Genomic DNA, 21,347 nt, shown 5'->3' with positions numbered 1-21,347 from the left:
TCCGCTTCAGGCCACGCGGCTCAGGAGCAGGGCGAGAACCGTCAGGGCGAGAGCCAGCGAGACGAGCTTCCAGAACAGCACCGGGTTGCGCTCGAGGAGCGCTGCTCGGCGTACGCCCGGAAGCGACGGATTCGGGTGGCGCAGGTCGTGGACGAAGGCGGAGAGCGCGTCGTAGCGCAGGGCCGGGTTGGGGTGCACCGCCTTGCGCAGGGCCGCGTCGAGATAGGGTGGCAGGCCCGGCCGCGCAGCGGCGACGGAGACGTAGTGCAGGCGCCGTCCCCGCGCCGCGCCGAGCGACCGCGCCGCCTCGGCACCGTAGGGCAGACGCCCGGTGAGCATCTGATAGGCGATGACGCCCACCGAGAAGATGTCCGAAGCCGGGCTCGCCGGGTCGCCCGCTAGGCATTCGGGCGCCGTGTACTGGAGCGTGCCGAGCATCGGCTCGGCCGCCGCGCCCTCCTCCGCGAGCCCCGCGACCCGCGTCGAGCCGAAATCGACGATGCGGACCGTCTCGGCCGCATCGATGAGGATGTTCTGCGGGCGCAGGTCCTGGTGCACCATCTCGCGCCGGTGCAGGGCCTGCACGCCGCGCGCGATCTGCTCGACGATGCGCCGCACCGCCTCGGGCTCCGGCAGGGGATTGTCCCGCATCCACTGGGCCAGGCTCTGGCCCTCGACATAGGCCATCACCGCGTAGAGGTGGCTGCGCCGCCGGGTCTGGGGCGGGGCCTTCAGGAGGTGCGGGCTGTCGACGCGCCGGGCGACCCATTCCTCCATCACCAGCCGGCGGAGCGCAGCGGGATCGGCGCGCAACTCCGTCGCGGGCACCTTGAGGGCGACCGGGTCTCCGGTCTCGGTGTCACGGGCAAGGTAGACGTGGCTGCGTGCGCTCGCATGGAGCGTGCGCAGGACGTGGTAGCCGTCGAACTCCGTCGGCGGGTCGAGCAGCGGGGCCGGAGGCAGATCCTCGACCCGATCCGCGAGCTCGGCCCGATCGCCAGCCGGGACGGCATCGATGCGCACGATCTGGACGGTGAGATTGTCGCCGCTGCCGTTCTCGTAGGCGCAGCGCACGATGTCGCGGGCAGCCTGGCCGAGATCGTCGCCGTTGCGGGCGATCGCCGCGACGATGGCCTCGGGCCGCACATGCTCGTGCACTCCGTCCGTGGTCAGGACGAAGACGTCGCCGCGCTCGATCGCGACCGTGCGGTGGTCGATCTCGACATGCGCTGCCGCCCCGAGCGCCCGGCCGAGATAGGTCTCGCCGGCCGCGACCACGACGCGGTGGTCCTCGGTGAGGTCTTCGAGCGAGCGCCCGGCGACGCGCGCGATGCGGGCGTCGCCCACATGGAAGATGTGGGCGGTGCGCGAGCGCAGGACGAGGGCGCTGAAGGTGGTGACGTAGCCCCTGTCCCGGCCGCCCTCGGGATCATGCAGGTGCCGGTTGCGCCGGGTCTCGGCGTGGAGCCAGGAATTGGTCGCGCCGATCACGCGGCGCGCCGACGTCTTCACCGACCATGTGTCGGGCGTGTCGTAGTAGTCGGTGAGGAAGCTCTTGACCGCCGTCTCGCTGGCCACGTGGCTGACGGGGCTGCTGCCGATCCCATCGGCGATGGCGATGGCGGCGCCCTTGAGCGCGAGGGCGGGGCGCCCGGGGATGAGGGCGCCGTGGAAATCCTGGTTGGCCGCCTTGCGGCCGGCTTCGCTGTGCTGGCCGAGGGTGAGCGTGAGGTCCGAGGGCATCGGCGGGTCCCGGCAGACCGGACCCCGGGCCTGTGCGGCGCGGGATCCGGCGGTCAAGCCGGGATCAGGCGGCGAGGCGACGCCCGGCCGCCACCACACTCCGCTTCGGGGCGGTGCGGACATGGGTGGTGTAGAGAGTGAGACCGGTGAAGGCGAGGCCGCCGACCAGGTTGCCCAGCACGGTCGGGATCTCGTTCCAGAAGAAGTAGTCGCCGATCGAGAACTGGCCGCCCATGAGCAGGCCGAAGGGGAACAGGAACATGTTCACCACGGAGTGCTCGAAGGTCATGTAGAAGAACACCATGATCGGCATCCACATGGCGATCACCTTGCCGCTGACCGTCGTCGAGATCATCGCGCCGACGACGCCGGTGGAGACCATCCAGTTGCACAGCATGCCGCGGATGAAGATCGTGAACCAGCCGCCCACGCCGTGCGCGGCGTAGCCGACGGTGCGGCGCTCGCCGATATGGGCGATGAATTCGCCGACCTTGTCGGCCGGGCCGGTGAAGCCGAAGGTGAAGACGAAGCCCATCATGAAGGCGACCGTCAGCGCGCCGAGGAAGTTGCCGAGGAAGACCAGACCCCAATTGCGCAGCACGCCGCCCCAGGTGACGCCCGGCCGGCCGTCGAGGAGGGCCAGCGGCGCCAGCACGAACACCCCGGTGAGCAGGTCGAAGCCCAGCAGGTAGAGCATGCAGAAGCCGACCGGGAACAGGGCCGCGCCGAGGATCGGGATGCCGGTCTGCTGCGTGATGGTGACGGCGAAGACCGCCGCGAGCGCCAGGATCGCGCCGGCCATGTAGGCGCGGATCACGGTGTCGCGGGTCGACATCAGGATCTTGGATTCTCCGGCATCCACCATCTTGGTGGCGAATTCTGCAGGCGCGAGATAGGCCATGTCGTCTCCTGTTCGGTTCGATGCGTCTGCAAGGCCAGCCGGCAGGGCCGGATGATCCCGCCCCCCGGCCGCGCTCCGTTGCGCGGCTTGCAGCAGGCGTGCCGGATGCGGGAATACCGGCCCGCACGCCTGTCGAATGCGGGGCTAGCAAGATCCGGACCTCTGCGGACACGGCCCGCGTCCAGGACGTCCTGAGCCGCCGAATGGTCTGCCGAGCGGGGCCGTGCTATTCCCGTTCTACGCGAGTGGCGTCCCGGCGCGGCCGGACAGCGCGCTTCGGGACGGAGCACAGGATGCACGCGGTCGTTGTGGACGCGGCACTCCCGACCTCGATCCGCGCCGAAGCCGGCCGGGCGTTGCGCCTGTCCGCGAGCCTCGTCTGCCGCGCCTCCGGCGCTGTCACGCCCGCGCTTCCGCCCTTCGCCGACCTGTTCCGCCCCCGGTCCCGGCACCGCTCGGCCAGAGCGCTCCTGAGCCGAAGGGGAGGCTCGCTCGGCGAAAGAGAACGCGCGAAATCAAGACCCTAGAGGCGACCTCGATGGCACCGCGATGGGAAACGGCTCTCGGGGAGTCCGATCCGACAAGAAGAAAACACAACACATAGAACCACAAAATGGGAGTGAAACGATGCTGCAAGAGGCGACGACCAAGCTCGGGGCCTGTCCGCACGACTGTCCCGATACCTGCTCGATGATCTATACGGTGACGGACGGACGTCTGACCGAGGTCCGTGGCAATCCCGACCACCCGATGACCCGCGGCGCGCTCTGCGCGAAGCTCAACGACTTCGACAAGCACCACTACAATCCCGACCGCCTGCTCTATCCGATGCGGCGCGCCGGCCCGAAGGGCAGCGGCCTGTTCGAGCGCATCAGCTGGACGGAGGCCCTCGACGAGATCCACCGGCGCTGGGGCGCCATCATCGAGACGCACGGGGCCGAGGCGATCCTGCCCTACAACTATCTCGGCAACGAGGGCACGGTGCAGGGGCTGACCGTCGGGGACGCCTTCTTCAACCGGCTCGGCGCCACGGTCGCCGAGAAGACCTTCTGCGGCTCTGGCTCGTGCACGGCCTGGCTGCTGACGGTCGGCCCGACCAACGGCACCGATCCTCTGAGCTTCGCGCAGTCAAACTATATCGTGATCTGGGGCTGCAACTCGGTCTCGACCAATCTCCATCACTGGCACATCGTGAAGGAGGCGCAGCGCAACGGCGCGAAGGTGGTTGTGATCGACCCCTATCGCTCGCGCACCGCGAAGGAGGCCGACTGGCACCTCGCTCCGAAGCCCGGCACCGACGGGGCGCTCGCGATGGCGCTGATCCAGGTCATCATCGCGGAAGGGCTGACCGACGACGACTACATCGCCCGTCACACGGTCGGCTTCGAACAGCTCAAGGAGCGTGCCGCCCCGTTCACCCCCGACTACGCGGCCGGGATCTGCGGCATCCCCGCCGAGGATATCCGCAGGCTGGCGCGCGAATACGCCACCACCCGCAACGCGGCGCTGCGGCCCGGCATCGCGGTCGAGCGCAGCGCGGGCGGCGCGCAGGCGCTCCGGGCGATCTTCTCGCTGCCGGCCCTCACCGGCTCGTGGAAGGATCCGGGCGGCGGCGTCTATCAGATGCCGCTCTGGGAATTCCCGGTCCACTGGGACCGGGTCTGCCGGCCGGACCTGATCCCGGAGGGCACGCGCGCGCTCAACGTGCTCAAGCTCGGCGCGATCCTGACCGGCGAGGCCGGCATCGAGCCCGGCATTCACGCGCTGATGGTCTACAACGCCAACCCGGTCTCGAACGCGACCGAGACGGCCAAGATCAAGCGCGGGCTCGCCCGCGAGGATCTGTTCACGGTGGTCAGCGAGCATTTCGTCACCGACACCGCCCGCTATGCCGACATCCTGCTGCCCGCCACCATGGCGGCCGAGCACGACGACATGATGTTCTCGTGGGGGCACTTCTTCTTCACGCTCAACCAAAAGGCGATCGAGCCGCCGGGCGAGACGGTCTCGAACGCCGAGCTGTTCCGGCGGCTCGCCAAGCGGTTCGGCTTCACCGAGCCGCAATTCGCGATGAGCGAGACCGAGCTGATGGAATGGTACCTCGACTGGGACAGCCCCAAGCTCGGCGGCATCACCATGGACCATTTCCGCGAGCACGGCTGGTATCGGCTCAACCTCGGGAATCCGGAGAGCCGCACGCCCCACGCGGAGGGCAACTTCCCGACGCCCTCGGGCAAGTGCGAGTTCTACTCGGAGACGGCCGCGACCACCGGCAACTTCGTGGCCCCGCCCTTCCGGCAGATGTACGAGCAGAAGCAGGGCGGCGAGGCGCTCGATCCGCTGCCAGGCTACGTGCCGGCCAACGAGCGGCCCGAGACCAACCCGGCCCAGGCCGAGCGCTACCCGCTCAACATCGTCTCGCCCAAGAGCCACGGCTTCCTGAACTCGCAATACGCGAACGAGGCGCACAAGATCGCCCGGCAGGGGGCCCAGGCGATCCTGATCAATCCGCAGGACGCGCAGTCGCGGGAGATCACGGAAGGCGCGCTCGTGCGGGTGTTCAACGCGCGCGGCGCCTTCCACGGGCAGGCCAAGGTCACGGAGGACGTGCCGCCCGGCCTCGTCGTCGCCTCGCTCGGCTACTGGCACGCGCTCAACCGCGACGGCGCCGTCAACGTGATCAGCGCCTCGACCTATGGCGGGATGGGACACTCGCCGACCTTCAGCGACAACCTCGTCGAGGTCGGGCTCGCACAGTAGGGCAGGCCCGGCGGCGGCGCGGAGGGCGCCGCCGCCCCTGCCCGGCTCGCATCGCGTCGGGCGGCGCGCTCGCACCGAACCGGTAGCCACCTCGGCGGTGCGCGTTCTAGAACGGCCGCGAGCCGGGAGGAGCGCAGAATGGCCCGCTTGAGCATCCGTATCGATCTCGGCCCCGACAACCGCCTGGGCCCGGGCAAAGTGCAGCTCCTCGAGATGATCGCCGAGCACGGCTCGATCTCGGCCGCGGGCCGGGCGCTGGGCATGTCCTATCGCCGGGCCTGGCTGCTGGTGGAGGCCCTGAATATCGGCTTCGGTCAGCCGCTCGTCGAAGCCCAGGTCGGCGGCAAGGCCGGCGGCGGCGCGCGGCTCTCGCCCTTCGGCACGGACGTGGTCGCCCATTACCGGGCGATCGAGCAGGCGGCCGAGACGGCGGCGGCCCCCTTCCTGGCGCGCCTGACGGCCGCCCCCGCGCCCGACATCCGCGCGAAGGGGCAGGCCTGAGCGCAGGCGCTCCCCCGCTTCGCACGCTGGGGCGGGTTCAAGGTCCGCAGCCCCGCCTCGGATCGGCACGGTTTTCTTATATTCTACTTATGAGAATTGCCATAAAAGCCCTCGTTTTCTTGCCGGCAGTCCAGACATCAGATTGGCATTTCATCCGATACTGATGATCGGGCCGCGCGATGGCCGCCGAACGCTTCCCGTTCGCGCAAGCCCCTGCTAGAGCGCCCTCCGCCGAAGGGACCACCGGTTCGGCGCACGTTTGTGCCTTGAGACGCATGCTGGACGAATCCGACACCGACGCGACGACGCGCATCCTGATCGTCGAGGACGACGGCGATATCCGTGGCGTGCTCGCCCGCGGCTTCACGGCGGAGGGCTTCTCCGTCGCCGAAGCCGGCGGGGTCGACGACGCGCTCAGGGCGGCGCAGGATCGCCAGCCGAACGCGATCCTGGTGGACATCCAGCTTCCGGACGGCTCGGGGCACGAGATCTGCCGCTCCCTGCGCGCGGGCGGCTATCCCGGTGCGATCCTCTTCCTGAGTGCCCGCGACGAGGTGCGCGACCGTGCCGAGGGCCTCGCCCTCGGGGCCGACGATTACATCGTGAAGCCCTTCGATTTCGATGAATTGCTGGCCCGCGTGCAGGCCCAGGTGATGCGCCGCGAGGCCGATGCCGCCCGCACGAGCGTCAGGGCGGGCCGTCTCACCCTCGATCTGACCACGCGGCAGGTCCAGATGGGCGAAGCCTCCGTCCGGCTGACGCCGCGCGAGGCGGATCTGCTGCTGCTGTTCATGGAGAACGCCAACCGGCCGGTGTCGCGCGCGCAGATCTTCAACAAGGTCTGGGCCAACCAGGGCGGCCAGTCCCTCAACGTGGTCGATGTCTATGTCGGATACCTTCGGGTGAAGCTCTCCGAGATCGAACAGCTCGGCGGCGGCGCGGTCGTGACCGTGCGCGGGCGCGGCTTCATGCTCGATCTGAACGCGCCGGGGCGACATGCGGGCCGGGCAGCCGCCGGACGGGTCGGCATCTGAGGGGAGCCGCGCGGGCCGCGGCCACGGAGCGGGCCGTCAGCCCGGCAGGGTCAGGCGCACCCGGAGGCCGCCGAGCGCGGCATCCTCGAGCACGAGGGATCCCCCGTACAGTTCGGCGAGCTCCAGGGCGATCGGCAACCCGAACCCGTGGCCGGGCTGGCTCTCGTCGAGGCGGCGACCCCGCTTCAGCACCGCCGCCCTGGCCTCCGCGTCCAGCCCCTGCCCGTCATCCTCGACCCAGACGACGACCTCCGCGCCGGCCCGCCGCGCCTCGATCCGCACGCGGCCGCGGCACCAGCGGCACGCATTCTCGATCAGGTTCCCCAGCATCTCGTCGAGGTCCTGAGGATCGCAGGCCACCCCCAGGCCGTCCGGCACCCGGCTGACGACGTCGACGCCCTTCTCGGCATGGATCCGCGCCAGCACCATCGCGAGGTCGGCCACATGCGCGGCGAGATCGACCCGCGCCCGGGCGGGACCTCCGACAGCCGCGGCGCGGGCGCGGCGCAGATGGTGCCGGATCCGTCGGTCCATGCTCGCGACCAGCGGCGCGAGCGCGCCGTCCCGGTCGGCACCGGTCTCCGCCAGCGCCATCGACAGCGTCGCGAGCGGCGTCTTCAACCCGTGCGCGAGGTTGGCGACGTGGCCGCGGGCATGGTCCAGGCTGGCCGCGTTCTGGTCGAGGAGAGCGTTGATCTCCGCGACCAGGGGGCGGACCTCCGCGGGCTGCCGCAGGGGCAGCCGCGCGATTCCGCCGGCCCGCACCGCGGCCAGCTGATCGCGCAGGCGGCGCAGGGGACGCAGGCCGAGATGGACCTGCAGGAGGACGCCGGCGAACAGGAACAGGCCGACCACGCCGAGGCAGAGGCCGAGCGTGCGCAGCGCCTCGAGGACCGGCCCGCGCAGGGCCGCGGCCGGGGCCGAGGCGACGAGGATCGTCGGCGGCCCGCCCGCCTCGCCGGGCCATGTCAGGATGCGCAGGATCAGGCTCTCGCCCCAGGGATCCGTGCCGTCGGCCGGGACGGGCCGATCCCCGTCCTGCCGCTTCTCCGGAATCTCGGGAAGGGACAGGATCCGACCGCCCAGCGAGGCGGAACCGAGCACCGTCTCGCCGCGCCGGATCTGCCAGTACCAGCCGGAGCGATGCCGCTCGAAGGGCGAGCCGTCGCGGCCACCGCCGAGCGGGAGACCTCCGGAGCCGGGCCCGTGCCGCGCCGCATCCGCCTTCGCCGAACGCGCATCCGGGTCGGGAGAGAGCGCCCCGGGATCCTGGCGCAGGTCGGCGACCAGGGACAGGATGCGGTCGTCGAGCCGGCCGTCGATCTGTCCGCGAACGAAGCGGTGCAGGACGAAGCCGATGGAGAGGCCGGCCGCCACCAGGGCCACGCCGAGGAACAGCCCGGCCGCCAGCAGGAGACGGCGCTGCAGCGAGCCCGGTCCGCCGAGCCAGGCGCGGCGTCGCGGTTTCGGGCGGAGCGCGTGGGGCGCGGGCACGTCCCTCACAGGCTGCCCTGCGGCATCAGCCGGTATCCGTGGCCGCGCACCGTCTCGATGGCGGCGGGCGCGATCTTCCGGCGCAGGCGCGTGATGATCACCTCGATCGAGTTCGAATCGACCTCGGCATCACCGTCATAGACGCGCTCGATGAGCTGGCTGCGCGGCACCACCGCCTCCTTGCGCAGGATGAGGCAGCACAGCACGCGCCATTCCAGCCCGGTGAGCCGCAACGGCAGGCCATGGTGCTCGACGGTGCCGAGCCCGGGATCGTAGGTGAGCGGCCCGCAGGCGATCCGGGGCGCCCCGCTGGCCTGGCTGCGGCGCACCAGGGCGCGCAGGCGCATCACGAGCTCCTCCACCCGGAACGGCTTGACGAGATAATCGTCGGCCCCGGCCTTGAAGCCCGCGACCTTGTCGCTCCAGCCGTCGCGCGCCGTGAGGATCAGCACCGGCATCGTGCGTCCGGCGGCGCGCCAGCCCTGCAGCACCGCGACGCCGTCCCGCTTGGGCAGGCCGAGATCGAGCACGACGGCATCGTAGGCCTCCGTCTCGCCGAGATGGCCGGCATCCAGGCCGTCGCGGGCCAGATCGAGGGCGAAGCCTTCCGCGCGCAACGCCTTGGCCAGTTCGGCGGCGAGCGCCGCGTCGTCCTCGACCAGCAGGATCTTCATGACCGTCCAAATCTTGAGGCCGCGGATCCGGGGGCCCCTCCATCGAAGCGGCGACCGGCTCGGCGGAGGAGAGCGCGTCGGAGCAAGCACGTAAGGCCTTTTCCTCGGACGTGGTTGCCGGTTCCGCCAAAAAATCAGGCGCTCTCAAGCGGATAGATCCGGCCTGGAGCGCAACGCGATCGGGAGCCGCTCTAGAATCCGCTGTTTAACCGAACCTGAACGAAGCGGTTCAGCATGGGTTTCGCCCGGCGTCCTAGACATTCGCCAACCCGAAAGGGCCAACGATCATCAGGACATCAGATCATCATGAGCGACAAGACGGTCATCGACGGCACGGCGCACGACGCGGCGGAGCGGGCTTCCAGCCCGGCACGCCCCCACCGGCCCCGCCGGGGTCTCGTGGTCGGCGCCATCGCGGCCCCCCTCGCCCTCGGCGCGGCCGGCCTCTCCCTCGCCCGCCCCGGACCGGACCTGTCTCCCACGCCGGTCGCACCGACCGCCATCTCGGCCCTCGCCCCGTCCGGCGCCATCGCGGCCAAGGGCGAGGTCACCGAGATCTTCGGCAACAAGTTCGTGATTCAGGACGCCACCGGCCGGGCCCTGGTCGAGACCGGCCGCGCGGGTGAGGACGGCGCACTCGTCACCAAGGGCGAGACCGTCACCGTCCAGGGCCGCTTCGAGAAGGGGTTCCTGCACGCCCGGATGATCACCCGCGCGGAGGGCAGTCCGATCCTTCTCGGCCGGCCCGGCGGTCCGCCGCCCGGCACGGTGGACTGGGCCAAGGACAAGGTCGGGCTCGGCCCGCAGCCCGACCTGCCCGCCCTGACCGCCGCCATCGAGAAGGCCGGCTACGGCGACATCCGCGTCACCGGTCGCGGCCCGCGCCATCTGGATGTCGCGGCCAAGGGTCCGGACGGGCGGGAACGCCTGCTGCATGTCGATTTCGACGGCCGCATCCGCGAGCGACCGCTGCTCTGACCACTGCGACGCGCGACGATGGCCGGACGAGGCCGGATTCGTCGCGCGCCGGACCGGCCGGCGCGACGGCGGACGGTCCGGTGAACGAACGCCTCAGGGTGGCACGGCGGGCGGCACAATTTTCAAGATCAAAATCAAAGCAGAACAACCGTCCGTTGCATCATTGCTATCTTCAAGCCGGAACCGATGGCTGCTTCCTGCATACCAGGCTCTCTCGCGGCCTCGTGATCTGCTCCACCGGAACCCACCCGGGCGCCAGAACTTGAGCGGCGGCTGCTCGCGAGGGTCAGCGCTGCGTTCGCGCAGAAAAGCGTCGATTCAAGACGGAGCCCCGTCCATGCCTAGCGAATGGGTTCCGTCCCCCATCAGGATCGTCCGGCTGGCGATCCGTCCGGTCCACGGCGCGGATATCGTTGCCCCCTTGGCGAGCGGCGGTTGAGATGGCGTCATCCCACAGCCCGGGCTCTGCGATGCGCGATCCCTTCGTCGTCCTCCATGTCGGGGATCTTCATCTGACCGGCAGCGGCCAAGCCAATGTCCGCGACTTCGCCGCCATCCTCGACGAGATCGCCGGGCTCGCGCCGCGCGGGGCCTTCGACTTCGTGTACCTGCCGGGCGACCACGCGGAGGACGGCACGGCCGCACAGTATGCGATTCTGGAGGGCGCCCTGAATCGTCATCCCGATTTGCCGGTCCGGCTGATTGCCGGAGACCACGATCGCCAATACGGCACGATGATCGATTTCGACGCGACGTTCGCCCGGATCGCGGGCAGCCCCCGTGGCGGGACGCACCGCGCCCGCCACAATCATCTGCCCCGGCCGCGAGCGCCGGGATCCGTGACGCAGTACTACTACGCTGAGACGATCGGCGGCGTGCGTTGCCTGTTCCTCGACATGGTCAGCGCCGGCTACGGCGAGAAGGGCTTCGGCCTCGATTTCCGGCTCGGTCCCTGCCAACTCGATTGGCTCGGCCGCAAACTCAAGAAAGCCGCCGCCGCCGGGCTGCCCTGCGCCGTCTTCGCCCACACCTATCCGGACGATCTGCGAGTCCCCGAGGAGCGGATCGCGCTCGCGGGCCTGATCCGGGGCTATGGCGTACGCCTCGTCGAGATGGGCCACACCCACTACAACGAGCTGGCGCATGACGGGCGCACCCTCTACGCGGCGGCCCGCTCCGTCGGCCAGAACGAGGACGGCTCGGTCGGCTACGCCGTCGCGGCGATCGATGGGGCGGTCACGAGCTGGCGCTTCAAGCCGCTCGACAGGGCATTGCCCTTCGTGATGATCACGAGCCCTGCCGACCGCCGCCTCGCCACGGCGGCGCTCGACTCCACCGACGGACGGATCGAGGTGCGCGCGCTCGTGCTGTCGAAAGCAGCCCAGAGCGCGTGGCGCTGCTATGTCCGCGTCGATGACGGTCCTGCGCAACCGATGAAGCCGGACGGCCCGCGCGCTGTCCATGCCTGGATCGACTGGCCGGAGGGGGCGCGCCGCCTCTCCGTCGAGGTCACGGATGGGACCGCGACCGTCGGCGCGACCATGCCGAACACCGATATCGACGTGATCGAGCCTGTCCGGCGCAGCTTCGTGCCGCCGCCGGCGCCGCAGCGCCCCGGCAGCGATACGTTCCGGCTTCCGGCCTGGCCGGTGAAAGGCGTGCGCGGCGACCAGCTCGGCCCGAACCGAGCCGGCCGCAAATGGTAGACGGCGGGTCTCGACCGACCTGCCGCCGGTCAGAACCCGGCCGATAGGCCTCACGAAACACCACGAGACAACGGGGACGACGAACGTGGCTGCCGCCTGGGGGCTTCCCCTCAACCTGACCACTTGGATCATCGCCGCGCTGGCGACCCTCGGCGTGATCCTGAGACCCTTCTCCTGGCCGGAGGCGATCTGGGCCGTGCTGGGCGCCGGCGCCCTCGTCGCCCTCGGCCTGCTGGCGCCCGGCACGGCCTGGGACGGCGTCCTCAAGGGCACCGACGTCTACCTCTTCCTCGTCGGCATGATGCTGCTCTCGGAGATCGCCCGGAAGGAGGGGCTGTTCGACTGGCTCGCCTCCCACGCCGTGCGCGCCGCCCGGGGCTCGGCCACGCGGCTCTTCCTGCTCGTCTACGTCGTCGGCACGGTGGTGACGGTGTTCCTGTCGAACGACGCCTGTGCGGTCGTGCTGACGCCGGCCGTGTTCGCCGCGACCAAGGCGGCCGGGGTCAAGCAGCCCCTGCCCTACCTGCTCATCTGCGCCTTCATCGCGAACGCCGCGAGCTTCGTGCTGCCGATCTCCAACCCGGCCAATCTCGTCGTCTTCGCCGAGCACATGCCGCCGCTCGGACGCTGGCTCGCGACCTTCACCCTCCCCTCCATCCTCGCCATCGTGGCGACCTATGTCGCGCTGCGCCTCACCCAGAACCGCGCCCTGACGGGCGAGACGGTGGCGACCGATGTCGAGACGCCGGCCCTCGGGCTCGGCGGCAAGGTCGCGGGCGCCGGGATCATCGCCACCGGCGCGGCCCTGATCGGCGCCTCGGCAGCCGGGATCGACCTCGGCCTGCCGACCTTCGTGGCGGGTCTCGCCACCACCCTCCTCGTGCTGCTCATCAACCGCGGCGGCATTGTGGAGGTCGCCAAGGATGTGTCCTGGAGCGTGCTGCCGCTGGTGGCCGGCCTCTTCGTCCTGGTCGAGGCCCTGGAGAAGACCGGCGTGCTCACGATGCTCGCCGATCTCCTGAAGCGCACGGCGCAGGGCGATCCGGCCACGGCCGCCTGGGCCGGGGGCGCCCTCGTGGCGCTCGGCTCGAACCTCGTGAACAACCTGCCCGCGGGCCTTCTGGCAGGCGCGGCGGTGCAGGCCGCCCAGGTGCCGGAGAAGGTCGCCGGCGCGATCCTGATCGGGGTCGATCTCGGGCCGAACCTGTCGGTGACCGGCTCGCTCGCCACCATCCTGTGGCTCACCGCCATCCGCCGCGAGGGCGAGACCGTGTCCGCCTGGGCCTTCCTGAAGCTCGGGCTCCTCGTGATGCCGCCGGCCCTCGCCCTGGCGCTCGCCGCCCTGATCCTCGTCTGATCCCGCCCCCGCCCGCTCCGGAGACGTGACCGCGTGACCGCCGCCCTGCTCTATCCCTTCATCATCGTGGCCGGCGCCCTGCAGGCGCTCGGCAATTCCATGAACGCGCAGCTGCGCGGGCACCTCGTCAACCCGTTCCTGGCGGCGTCCGTCTCCTTCCTGCCGATCGTCTTCGTCTTCGCGACGCTGTTCCTGGTGATGCCGACGCCGCTGCCCAGCCTGGACAGCCTCGGCACCATGCCCTGGTACGCGCCCCTCGGCGGCGTGGCCGGCGCGGTGGCGGTGTTCGGCGGGCTCGCCTTCGTGGACAAGGTCGGCGCCGGCCCCTTCAACGGCCTGACGCTGACGGCCAACATCCTGACCTCGCTCGCGCTGGACTCCTTCGGCCTGTTCGGGCTGGCGGGCGGCGGCTTCAAGCCGATGCCCTGGCTCGGCGGGCTGCTCATGGCCGTGGGCGTGACCTTCATCGCCCGCGTCACCCCCGACAAGGGCGAGACGAAGGAGACGGGGCACGGCCTCAATCCGAAGCTGCTCTACCCCTTCATCGTCGTCGCGGGTGCGCTTCAGGCCATCGGCGTCGTCTGGAACGCGCAGCTGCGCGGCGCCCTGGTCAATCCCTGGCTCGCGGCGCTGGTGTCGTTCCTGCCGGTGGTGTTCGTGTTCGTGCTGGTCTTCCTGCTGCGCCAGAAGCCCCTGCCGCAGAGGGCGGATATCGAAGGCGTGCGCTGGTGGATGCCGCTCGCGGGCCTGACCGGCGCGGTGGCCGTGTTCGCGGGCCTGCTGTTCGTCGACAAGGTCGGGGCGGGCGCCTTCAACGGCCTGCTGATCACGGCCAACCTGCTGACCTCCGTGGCGCTCGACCATTTCGGCTGGCTCGGCATGAGGCAGGTGCGCGCCGGCCCCGCACGGCTCGGCGGGGCCGCGCTCATGGTGGCCGGAATCGTCCTCATCTCGCTGTTCTGAGGGCGGGAGCCCCGAGGAGCGCAGGGGACAGGCGCTCGGAGCGGGCGACCGGTCCAGCCGCACGGCATCCGGACGGCCTGCCGTGTTTCAGCTCAGGGGATCCGGGCCACCGCGACGAGCGAGCCGCCCTCCAGGAGAAGGAAACGGATCCCTGCCTGCCTGAGCGCGGCCAGGGCCGCGCGGCGGCTGCGGCTGGCGCGGCTGGAACGTCCTTCCTCAAGACGCCGCACGGTGGAGAAGGACAGGCCGCTTGCCTCGGCCAGGTCCTGCATGGACCAGTCGAGCAGGCCGCGGGCCGCGCGGATATGACAGCTCTCGATCCGATGATCCGATGCCAGAGGATCTTGCCTCGGAGCGCCCGTCGCTTCGGCCTCGAACAGCGCGTCCAGACCAGGATCGGGCGTCGTCCACAGCCCTGCGGGGATCCAGGTCATCGGCCGCACGAGCCTGTCGCTGCGCAGGCTGGCGACGTCCTTGGGATCGACGGCAGGATCGACTGACATGGCGGGACTCGGCTGGAACCGGCAGGCAAGGGGAACACCGGGATCCGGACGGCAGGCAGCCACGGAGCCGGGCATTGGACGCCGATGCGCCTGAGCGACATCGGCAGATCTTGATTTAAGTTACGATAGTCTTCGCTACACACCGCTGACTGGCGAGAACTTCGAGACGGTCGTCCGATCGATCCATGGAGAGGACAGTCTTCAGACTATCCTTCGAATCGGAAGCAAAGTCCAATTCCAATTCATCAGCGATCCATTCAGATCCGATATACCGCTCCGTCGTGCGAGCTTACGGCGTGTTGCGTCATGTCGGGTCGCACGGTTTGTCGCGCCATCCGGAGCGCGCCATTGTGCAAGCTAAGGCAATCGTCTTGCCAGATACCGGCGTTTTTCTGCACATGTCTTGCCCGGTACGTGGCCACTGGTTCGACCAACGAAGGCGCGTCGAACCCAGGATTGAGGCGTCCGAAGCCCGGACGTTGAACATCAGGCTCCCGACAGCGGCCGCTTTCGAGACCGCACGGCATGGTTGCCACCCTGCGCGTCACCTTTCCGGGCATCATGCGTGACGGGAACGTCCTGCCGCGATGGAGGCCGGCGAGCCGGATGGCACCGCGGGCCTAGCAGCGGGCCGCCTGACCAATGGATCTCCGCACACAATCAAGGCGTGCATGGCAATGAATATGCTATTCTCTGTTGTATCTTTTTTCCGAATCCAGGCCTCACATTAAGATTATCGAAACATGGCCTGCGCGATGACATCACGATTACGTGCGACGAGGGCTCAAATGCTGCTTTTAGCTCGATTGAAAATCCTTCCCAAGCTGTCCCTGGCGATCGGGCTGATCGCCCTGACCGTAGGCGTCTGCATCTGGTACGCACAGGCGCGCATGACCCGTATCGATGACGCCTACAGCATCTATATCGTGCGTGAGGCGCGTGCGGAGGCCGTGTCACGCCGGATCAACCGGCTCGTCATCGAGCTGAACTACTGGGTCTACCGGACCATCGCCGAAATCGATCCCGAGCAGATAACGGCGGCCAATGCGGCCTTCGACAAGGTGCTGCCCAGGCTTAACGACGAAGTGAAGGACCTGAAGGACAAAGCCCCCACCTTTCAGACCGAAATCGAAAGCTTGACGAGACGGATCGAGACGTTGGTCGTCGAGGCGACCGAGGCGCGCCGTCAAGCCATGGCGGGTCGCAACTCCGTGGCGCTGGATGCCATGCACAGCAAGGTCGATCCTCTCTTCTTCGCTATCGCAAAGGATAACGGCAAGCTGGGCGACGACATCGCGGCCTATGTCTCGCGTGCATCCGACGATCTCACGGACCAGACCAACGCCACGCGGTACACGCTCATGGGATTCAGCGCACTCGGCATGCTGATCGGCCTGATTGCGGCGGCGTTCATCTCGATGGCCGGCATCACACGTCCGCTCGGGAGCCTCGTCGGCGTCCTCGAGCGCATGGCCAAGGGCGAGATCGACGCGGAGATCCGGGAAGCGGAGCGCGGCGACGAGATCGGAGCCGTGGGGCGGGCCGTCGAGGGCATCAAGGCCATGGTGACCAAGAAGGCGGCCGAGGAAGCCGAGCGCAAGCAGATCGCGGACGCTGCAGCGGCGGCCGAGCGCAAGCGCACGATGATGGAGCTCGCCGACAGCTTCGAGCACGCGGTGGGCGGCATCGTCGGGCTGGTCTCGTCGGCAGCGACGGAATTGCAGGCCACCGCCCAGCAGATGACCGCGACCGCGACCGAGACCGCCGGCCAGTCGAACACCGTCGCGGCGGCCGCCGAGGAGGCCGCCGCCAATGTCGGCACCGTCGCCGCCGCCGCCGAGGAGCTCGGCGCCTCAATCCAGGAGATCGGCCGCCAGGTGCACGGCTCGGCCGATCTGGCCCAGGGCGCCGTCGGCGAGGCGGATCAGACGGTCCGTCTGGTTCAGGTGATGAAGACCACCTCGGCGCGGATCGGCGACATGGTCGGGCTGATCTCGACCATCGCCAGCCAGACGAACCTGCTGGCGCTGAATGCCACGATCGAGGCGGCGCGGGCCGGCGAGGCGGGGCGCGGCTTCGCGGTGGTGGCCGCGGAGGTGAAGGAGCTCGCCAACCAGACGGCGCGGGCCGCCGACGACATCGTCAGTCAGATCGGCGAGATCCAGGGCGTCACCGATCAGGCGGCGACGGCCATCGGCACGATGACCGATCGCATCCGCGAGATCGATATGGTCGCGGCCAGCATCGCCGCGGCGGTCGAGCAGCAGAGTGCTGCGACGCAGGAGATCGTCCGCAACGTGGCGCAGGCCTCGATCGGCACGGGCGAGGTCACGAGCAATATTGCCGGCGTGGCCCACGCCTCGGAAGAGACAGGCGCAGCGGCATCCCAGGTTCTGTCGTCGGCCTCCGAACTGTCGCGTCAGTCGGAACACCTTTCAGCCGAGGTGCATCGCTTCCTGGCGACCGTGCGCGCAGCCTGAGACGGCCCGAAAGACGATCAACCAACGAGCCCCGCCCGGAATCGGGCGGGGTTTCTGTTTGTGATCATGGACTGAGGAGCCGCACGGCGTTGGCAGACCTGGGCGGTCGCGGTGAAATCTTAGACTGCAGCCCGGAAATTTTTTGCACCGACCCAGCCGCGAGCCATGCATTTTGATGCAACTTCCGGTCGATCCTTCCCGGTCGCATGCAGCGATCGCATATCTGGCGTGAGGCATGTGGCATACCAAGACGGCGTTTGCGGTGCGATAAGCCTCTCAACGCACCGCACCAAAGGACACCGCCGATGGCCCTCCTGACCGCTCTCGCCCTCCTCCCCTTCGCCGCCGCCGTTCAGGTCTCGCTCGTGATCGCGCTCGCCAAGACCTTCGATGGCGACACGCGGAACGCCGGTGCCGCCGGCGCTGTCCCGACCCTCGCCTGAACCACGGCACGGCCGCCGACGCGGCCGGACCAATGCAGCCCGCCCGGTCCGCCGAGGCGGGCTTTGTCGTGTCTGAGAGGCAGGCTGGGATCGGCAAGCCCGGGCGGCGCCTGCGCGACGTCGACATCCGCCGTCCGAAGGGATCCATCGGATGCCTGTCCGGTCCCGGTTGAAGCGCGACCGAGATCGGCTCTGGCCTCCGCATTCATCAATCTTCGGCGCGAGGCTCACCGGAGCGGGACCATTCGGCGGACAGCCGCGTTTTCCGCTACATGTCCGCCATGAACGATGACCAGAAAGCGCCGGATCGCGCCGGCGGAGACGATGACGCGAGCACGGGCGAGCCGGCCCGGGGCCGCATGGACCAGGGCGCCATGGAGCCGCTCGGGCAGCCGGGGCTGCGCCACTGGCAACAGAGCACCATCACCGATCCCGACCTGAACGAGCGCGGCAGCGTCTTCTTCGCCGCCGTCGAGATGACTCGCATGCCGATGATCCTGGCCGATCCCCGCCAGGACGACATCCCGATCGTCTTCGCCAACAACGCCTTCCTCGACCTGACCGGCTACGAGGAGGGCGAGGTGCTCGGCCGCAACTGCCGTTTCCTGCAGGGTGCGGGCACCGACCCGGATCACGTGCGGCAGCTCCGGGAGGCCCTCGCGGCCGGCAAGGCCACGGCCGTGGAGATCCTGAACTATCGCCGGGACGGCACGCCGTTCTGGAATGCCGTGTTCATGGGGCCGGTGCACAACCCGGACGGCGAGATCATCTACTACTTCGCCAGCCAGCTGGACGTGACGCACCGACGGGACGCGGAGCAGCAGTTCCGGCAGGCCCAGAAGATGGAGGCCATCGGGCAGCTGACGGCCGGGCTCGCCCACGACTTCAACAACCTCCTGCACGTCATCAATGGCAGCCTGGAGCGTCTGGCGGCCAAGCGTCACGACGACAAGGCCTTCGAACGCTATCTCGCCGCGGCCACGTCCGCGGCCGACCGGGGCGCGAAGCTGACCCATCAGCTGCTCGCCTTCGCCCGCCGCGGCCGCCTGGAGCCGAAGGGCGTCGACCTGAGCGAGATGGTCAATTCCGTCGCCGAGTTGCTGGAGACCTCGGTGGGCAGCAAGGCGACCTTGTACCTGAACCTGCAGCGGCGGCTGCCGCAGGTCCGGGTCGATGCAACCCACTTGGAGATGGCCCTCCTGAACGTTGTCGTGAATGCGCGGGATGCGTCTCCGAACGGCGGCGCCATCACGGTCACGACGCGGCAGATCCACCTCAACGGCGATGCCGCCTCGCGGCACCTGGAGCCGGGCGACTACGTGCTGCTGTGCGTCTCCGACGAGGGCACCGGGATGGCGCCGCATATCGCGGCCCGGGCGACCGAGCCGTTCTTCACCACCAAGTCGCGCGGCGAGGGAACGGGCCTCGGCCTCGCGATGGCGCACGGTTTCATCCAGCAATCGGGCGGACGACTGGAGATCGACAGCGCGGTCGGGAACGGCACGACCATCCGCATGCTGTTTCCCGTGCTCCGTCAGAAGGCGGACGAGGCCGGATACCCCGAAGCACTGACGGGATACCAAGCCCAACCGCTCGACCATCTGGCCGCACCGCCGCTCGTCCTCGTGGTCGACGACAGCCGCGAGGCTGCCGCCATGGCGGGCGAGGCGTTGCAGGATATCGGCTATCGCGTCGTGATCGCCCACAGCGCCGAGGAGGCGCTGGAGCGGTTCGAGGAGGCGCGAACGAGCGGGGACGGGTTCAAGCTCGTGTTCTCGGATGTGATCATGCCGGGCGGCGCGAACGGCCTCGTCCTCGCCGAGCAGGTCCGCAGCCGCGACCCGAATGTGCCGATCCTGCTCACCACAGGCTACAACGACGAGATGGCCATCGACGGTCCGCAGCCCCACGCCATGGACGTGTTGGGAAAGCCCTATCGGCGCAGCGAGCTGATCGACCGTGTGCAGGCCGCGTTGCGCAGGGGCGCGCGGACCGGGCCCGGGCGACAGACCTCCGACTTCGGTCACGCGCAAGCGTAGCGCCACGCAGAACTCCGAGTCGGACCTCGTCCGCTTTGGCCTGACGCGCGGGACCTCGGCGATCGCGTGATCCGGATGCCGATTGACAGCATCCCGTCTCATGCAACATGATTTGCTGCATGAGACGGGACAGCAGATTGTCGGGCGTCCTCCACGTCCTTCTCCACATGGCCGAGGCGGATGGACCGGTGACATCCGAGCGACTGGCCTCCGCGATGGGGACCAATCCGGTCGTGGTGCGCCGGATCATGGCAGGCCTGCGCGATCTCGGGCTCGTCGCCTCCGGGAAGGGTCATGGCGGCGGCTGGACCATCGCCTGCGACCTCGACCGCGTGACCCTGCACGACGTCTACGTCGCCCTGGGCTCACCGGAGGTCTTCGCGATGGGCCACCGGAGCGAAGCGCCGAGCTGCCTTGTCGAGCAGGCGGTCAACGCGTCCCTCGCGAGCGCCTTCCGGGATGCGGAAACCCTGCTGCTCGCGCGGCTGCGCGAGATCACCCTCGGCCGTCTCAGTGCCGAGTTCCATGCGCGGATGGCCGAGCGTGGCCTCTGTGGACAGGAGCTTTCCGACAGATGACGCTGAGCGCCAACCCGCAGCCTTTGGACTTCGTGGCGGCCTTCTCCGACCCGGAGGCCGCCGCACGATATGCCGACGGGCCGCGCCGCTTCGTGCCGGGCTTCGAGGCGCTCCATCGGATGACCGGGATCCTGCTCGCCGAGCGCGCCCCGCCCGACGCAAGGGTCCTGGTTCTCGGTGCCGGAGGCGGCCTGGAGCTGCGCGCCCTGGCCGAGGCCCATCCTGGCTGGACCCTCGTCGGCGTCGACCCGGCAGGGGCGATGCTCCGCCAGGCCGAGCGGACGCTCGGCCCCCTGATGGCGCGCGTCACCCTGGTCGAAGGCTACATCGAGGACGCGCCGGCTGGCCCCTTCGACGCGGCAACCTGCCTCCTCACCCTGCACTTCCTCGACGCGGGGGCACGCGAGGAGACGGTCCGGGGCATCCATCGGCGCCTGCGGCCGGGCGCCCCGTTCGTCGCGGCGCATGGCAGCTTTCCGCAAGGAGCCGGAAGCCGCGCGCGCTGGCTTGCGCGCTACGAGGCCTATGCGGTGGCATCGGGAGCCGATCCCGAGCAGGCGATGAGGGCCCGGGCGGCCGTCGACGCCAACCTCCCGGCGCTCGACCCCGATCAGGACGAAGCCATCCTGCGGAGCGGCGGCTTCCGCGATGTCGAGCCGTTCTTCGCCGCCTTCACGTGGCGTGGTTGGGTGGGGCGAGCGTGAGACGCGTCATACCAGATTCGGTTGATCCCTTCGGGATGGCGAATCTGGGCTTCGCTCAAGCGCCGCGCGGGCTTCCGATACGGGCTCTGCTTCGATCAAGCGAAGCCCGTATCATACCAGATTCGGTTGATCCCTTCGGGATGGCGAATCTGGGCTTCGCTCAAGCGCCGCGCGGGCTTCCGATACGGGCTCTGCTTCGATCAAGCGAAGCCCGTATCATACCAGATTCGGTTGATCCCTTCGGGATGGCGAATCTGGGCTTCGCTCAAGCGCCGCGCGGGCTTCCGATACGGGCTCTGCTTCGATCAAGCGAAGCCCGTATCATACCAGATTCGGTTGATCCCTTCGGGATGGCGAATCTGGGCTTCGCTCAAGCGCCGCGCGGGCTTCCGATACGGGCTCTGCTTCGATCAAGCGAAGCCCGTATCATACCAAATCCGGTTGATCCCTTCGGGATGGCGAATCTGGGCTTCGCTCAAGCGCCGCGCG

At 69.3% G+C, this 21,347-nt stretch carries 17 protein-coding genes; 12 read left to right on the top strand and 5 right to left on the bottom strand.

Annotated elements, in window-relative coordinates:
- Window positions 1–6: 6 nt before the first annotated feature.
- Window positions 7–1,743, bottom strand: a complete 1,737-nt coding sequence (locus tag MET9862_RS05360; RefSeq protein WP_142582073.1) for a bifunctional protein-serine/threonine kinase/phosphatase — start codon at window positions 1,741–1,743, stop codon at window positions 7–9.
- Window positions 1,744–1,807: 64 nt separating this feature from the next.
- Window positions 1,808–2,644 (bottom strand): formate/nitrite transporter family protein, encoded by an 837-nt coding sequence (locus tag MET9862_RS05355; protein ID WP_142582072.1) that lies wholly within the window; start codon window positions 2,642–2,644, stop codon window positions 1,808–1,810.
- Window positions 2,645–3,271: 627 nt separating this feature from the next.
- Between MET9862_RS05355 and MET9862_RS05350 the strand changes: the two genes are divergently transcribed.
- From MET9862_RS05350 to MET9862_RS05340, 3 genes are all read left to right on the top strand, one after another.
- Window positions 3,272–5,404: a molybdopterin-containing oxidoreductase family protein gene (locus tag MET9862_RS05350; protein WP_185156754.1), complete on the top strand. Its 2,133-nt coding sequence runs from the start codon at window positions 3,272–3,274 to the stop codon at window positions 5,402–5,404.
- A gap of 138 nt (window positions 5,405–5,542) precedes the next feature.
- Window positions 5,543–5,905 (top strand): winged helix-turn-helix domain-containing protein, encoded by a 363-nt coding sequence (locus MET9862_RS05345; protein WP_142582070.1) that lies wholly within the window; start codon window positions 5,543–5,545, stop codon window positions 5,903–5,905.
- 275 nt (window positions 5,906–6,180) lie between these two features.
- Window positions 6,181–6,939 carry a response regulator transcription factor gene (locus MET9862_RS05340; RefSeq protein WP_142582069.1) on the top strand — a complete coding sequence of 253 codons (759 nt, stop codon included), beginning with the start codon at window positions 6,181–6,183 and terminating at the stop codon, window positions 6,937–6,939.
- 36 nt (window positions 6,940–6,975) lie between these two features.
- On the opposite strand, the gene MET9862_RS05335 is transcribed toward MET9862_RS05340, so the two are convergent.
- The gene (locus MET9862_RS05335) at window positions 6,976–8,433 is read right to left on the bottom strand and encodes a sensor histidine kinase (RefSeq protein WP_244612581.1); all 1,458 of its coding nucleotides are present in this window, start codon (window positions 8,431–8,433) and stop codon (window positions 6,976–6,978) included.
- Window positions 8,434–8,438: 5 nt separating this feature from the next.
- Entirely contained in the window at window positions 8,439–9,107 is a 669-nt protein-coding gene (locus MET9862_RS05330) for a response regulator (protein ID WP_142582068.1), read from the bottom strand.
- A gap of 306 nt (window positions 9,108–9,413) precedes the next feature.
- Here MET9862_RS05330 and MET9862_RS05325 point away from each other — a divergent pair, with 306 nt between their 5' ends.
- The 4 genes from MET9862_RS05325 to MET9862_RS05310 all read left to right on the top strand — a co-directional run bounded on the left by MET9862_RS05325 (window position 9,414) and on the right by MET9862_RS05310 (window position 14,111).
- The gene (locus MET9862_RS05325; protein ID WP_142582067.1) at window positions 9,414–10,085 is read left to right on the top strand and encodes a DNA-binding protein; all 672 of its coding nucleotides are present in this window, start codon (window positions 9,414–9,416) and stop codon (window positions 10,083–10,085) included.
- Between the two features lie 440 nt (window positions 10,086–10,525).
- Complete coding sequence (locus tag MET9862_RS05320; RefSeq protein ID WP_244612580.1) at window positions 10,526–11,791, top strand: metallophosphoesterase family protein; 1,266 nt, start codon at window positions 10,526–10,528, stop codon at window positions 11,789–11,791.
- An 85-nt stretch (window positions 11,792–11,876) separates the two neighbouring features.
- Complete coding sequence (locus tag MET9862_RS05315) at window positions 11,877–13,148, top strand: arsenic transporter (RefSeq protein ID WP_142582066.1); 1,272 nt, start codon at window positions 11,877–11,879, stop codon at window positions 13,146–13,148.
- Between the two features lie 33 nt (window positions 13,149–13,181).
- Window positions 13,182–14,111, top strand: coding sequence for a DMT family transporter (locus tag MET9862_RS05310; RefSeq protein WP_142582065.1), 930 nt, complete (start codon window positions 13,182–13,184; stop codon window positions 14,109–14,111).
- 92 nt (window positions 14,112–14,203) lie between these two features.
- On the opposite strand, the gene MET9862_RS05305 is transcribed toward MET9862_RS05310, so the two are convergent.
- Window positions 14,204–14,614, bottom strand: coding sequence for a helix-turn-helix domain-containing protein (locus MET9862_RS05305; RefSeq protein WP_244612579.1), 411 nt, complete (start codon window positions 14,612–14,614; stop codon window positions 14,204–14,206).
- 788 nt (window positions 14,615–15,402) lie between these two features.
- On the opposite strand from MET9862_RS05305, the gene MET9862_RS05300 reads away from it, so the two are divergent.
- From MET9862_RS05300 to MET9862_RS05285, 5 genes are all read left to right on the top strand, one after another.
- Entirely contained in the window at window positions 15,403–17,094 is a 1,692-nt protein-coding gene (locus tag MET9862_RS05300) for a methyl-accepting chemotaxis protein (RefSeq protein ID WP_142582063.1), read from the top strand.
- A gap of 305 nt (window positions 17,095–17,399) precedes the next feature.
- The gene (locus MET9862_RS29175; protein ID WP_185156753.1) at window positions 17,400–17,537 is read left to right on the top strand and encodes a hypothetical protein; all 138 of its coding nucleotides are present in this window, start codon (window positions 17,400–17,402) and stop codon (window positions 17,535–17,537) included.
- 359 nt (window positions 17,538–17,896) lie between these two features.
- Window positions 17,897–19,576 carry a PAS domain-containing protein gene (locus MET9862_RS05295; protein WP_210248089.1) on the top strand — a complete coding sequence of 560 codons (1,680 nt, stop codon included), beginning with the start codon at window positions 17,897–17,899 and terminating at the stop codon, window positions 19,574–19,576.
- A 119-nt stretch (window positions 19,577–19,695) separates the two neighbouring features.
- The gene (locus tag MET9862_RS05290; protein WP_142582061.1) at window positions 19,696–20,154 is read left to right on the top strand and encodes an Rrf2 family transcriptional regulator; all 459 of its coding nucleotides are present in this window, start codon (window positions 19,696–19,698) and stop codon (window positions 20,152–20,154) included.
- Window positions 20,151–20,858, top strand: coding sequence for a class I SAM-dependent methyltransferase (locus MET9862_RS05285; protein ID WP_142582060.1), 708 nt, complete (start codon window positions 20,151–20,153; stop codon window positions 20,856–20,858). Before MET9862_RS05290 ends, MET9862_RS05285 begins: the two co-directional genes overlap by 4 nt.
- The last annotated feature ends 489 nt before the right edge of the window (window positions 20,859–21,347 follow it).

It is taken from the genome of Methylobacterium symbioticum (assembly GCF_902141845.1).
Lineage (GTDB): Bacteria > Pseudomonadota > Alphaproteobacteria > Rhizobiales > Beijerinckiaceae > Methylobacterium > Methylobacterium symbioticum.
The sequence above is the reverse complement of the archived record's forward strand: the minus strand, read 5'-3'. Positions and strand labels throughout refer to the sequence as shown.

Bases quoted from the DNA above. Each gene is read 5' to 3' on its own strand.
- MET9862_RS05305 (WP_244612579.1), bottom strand. From the start codon at position 14,614: ATGTCAGTCGATCCTGCCGTCGATCCCAAGGACGTCGCCAGCCTGCGC.
- MET9862_RS05300 (WP_142582063.1), top strand. From the start codon at position 15,403: ATGCTGCTTTTAGCTCGATTGAAAATCCTTCCCAAGCTGTCCCTGGCG.
- MET9862_RS05285 (WP_142582060.1), top strand. From the start codon at position 20,151: ATGACGCTGAGCGCCAACCCGCAGCCTTTGGACTTCGTGGCGGCCTTC.
- MET9862_RS05350 (WP_185156754.1), top strand. From the start codon at position 3,272: ATGCTGCAAGAGGCGACGACCAAGCTCGGGGCCTGTCCGCACGACTGT.
- MET9862_RS05320 (WP_244612580.1), top strand. From the start codon at position 10,526: ATGGCGTCATCCCACAGCCCGGGCTCTGCGATGCGCGATCCCTTCGTC.
- MET9862_RS05345 (WP_142582070.1), top strand. From the start codon at position 5,543: ATGGCCCGCTTGAGCATCCGTATCGATCTCGGCCCCGACAACCGCCTG.
- MET9862_RS05360 (WP_142582073.1), bottom strand. From the start codon at position 1,743: ATGCCCTCGGACCTCACGCTCACCCTCGGCCAGCACAGCGAAGCCGGC.
- MET9862_RS05355 (WP_142582072.1), bottom strand. From the start codon at position 2,644: ATGGCCTATCTCGCGCCTGCAGAATTCGCCACCAAGATGGTGGATGCC.
- MET9862_RS05330 (WP_142582068.1), bottom strand. From the start codon at position 9,107: ATGAAGATCCTGCTGGTCGAGGACGACGCGGCGCTCGCCGCCGAACTG.
- MET9862_RS29175 (WP_185156753.1), top strand. From the start codon at position 17,400: ATGGCCCTCCTGACCGCTCTCGCCCTCCTCCCCTTCGCCGCCGCCGTT.
- MET9862_RS05325 (WP_142582067.1), top strand. From the start codon at position 9,414: ATGAGCGACAAGACGGTCATCGACGGCACGGCGCACGACGCGGCGGAG.
- MET9862_RS05340 (WP_142582069.1), top strand. From the start codon at position 6,181: ATGCTGGACGAATCCGACACCGACGCGACGACGCGCATCCTGATCGTC.
- MET9862_RS05290 (WP_142582061.1), top strand. From the start codon at position 19,696: ATGAGACGGGACAGCAGATTGTCGGGCGTCCTCCACGTCCTTCTCCAC.
- MET9862_RS05295 (WP_210248089.1), top strand. From the start codon at position 17,897: ATGGACCAGGGCGCCATGGAGCCGCTCGGGCAGCCGGGGCTGCGCCAC.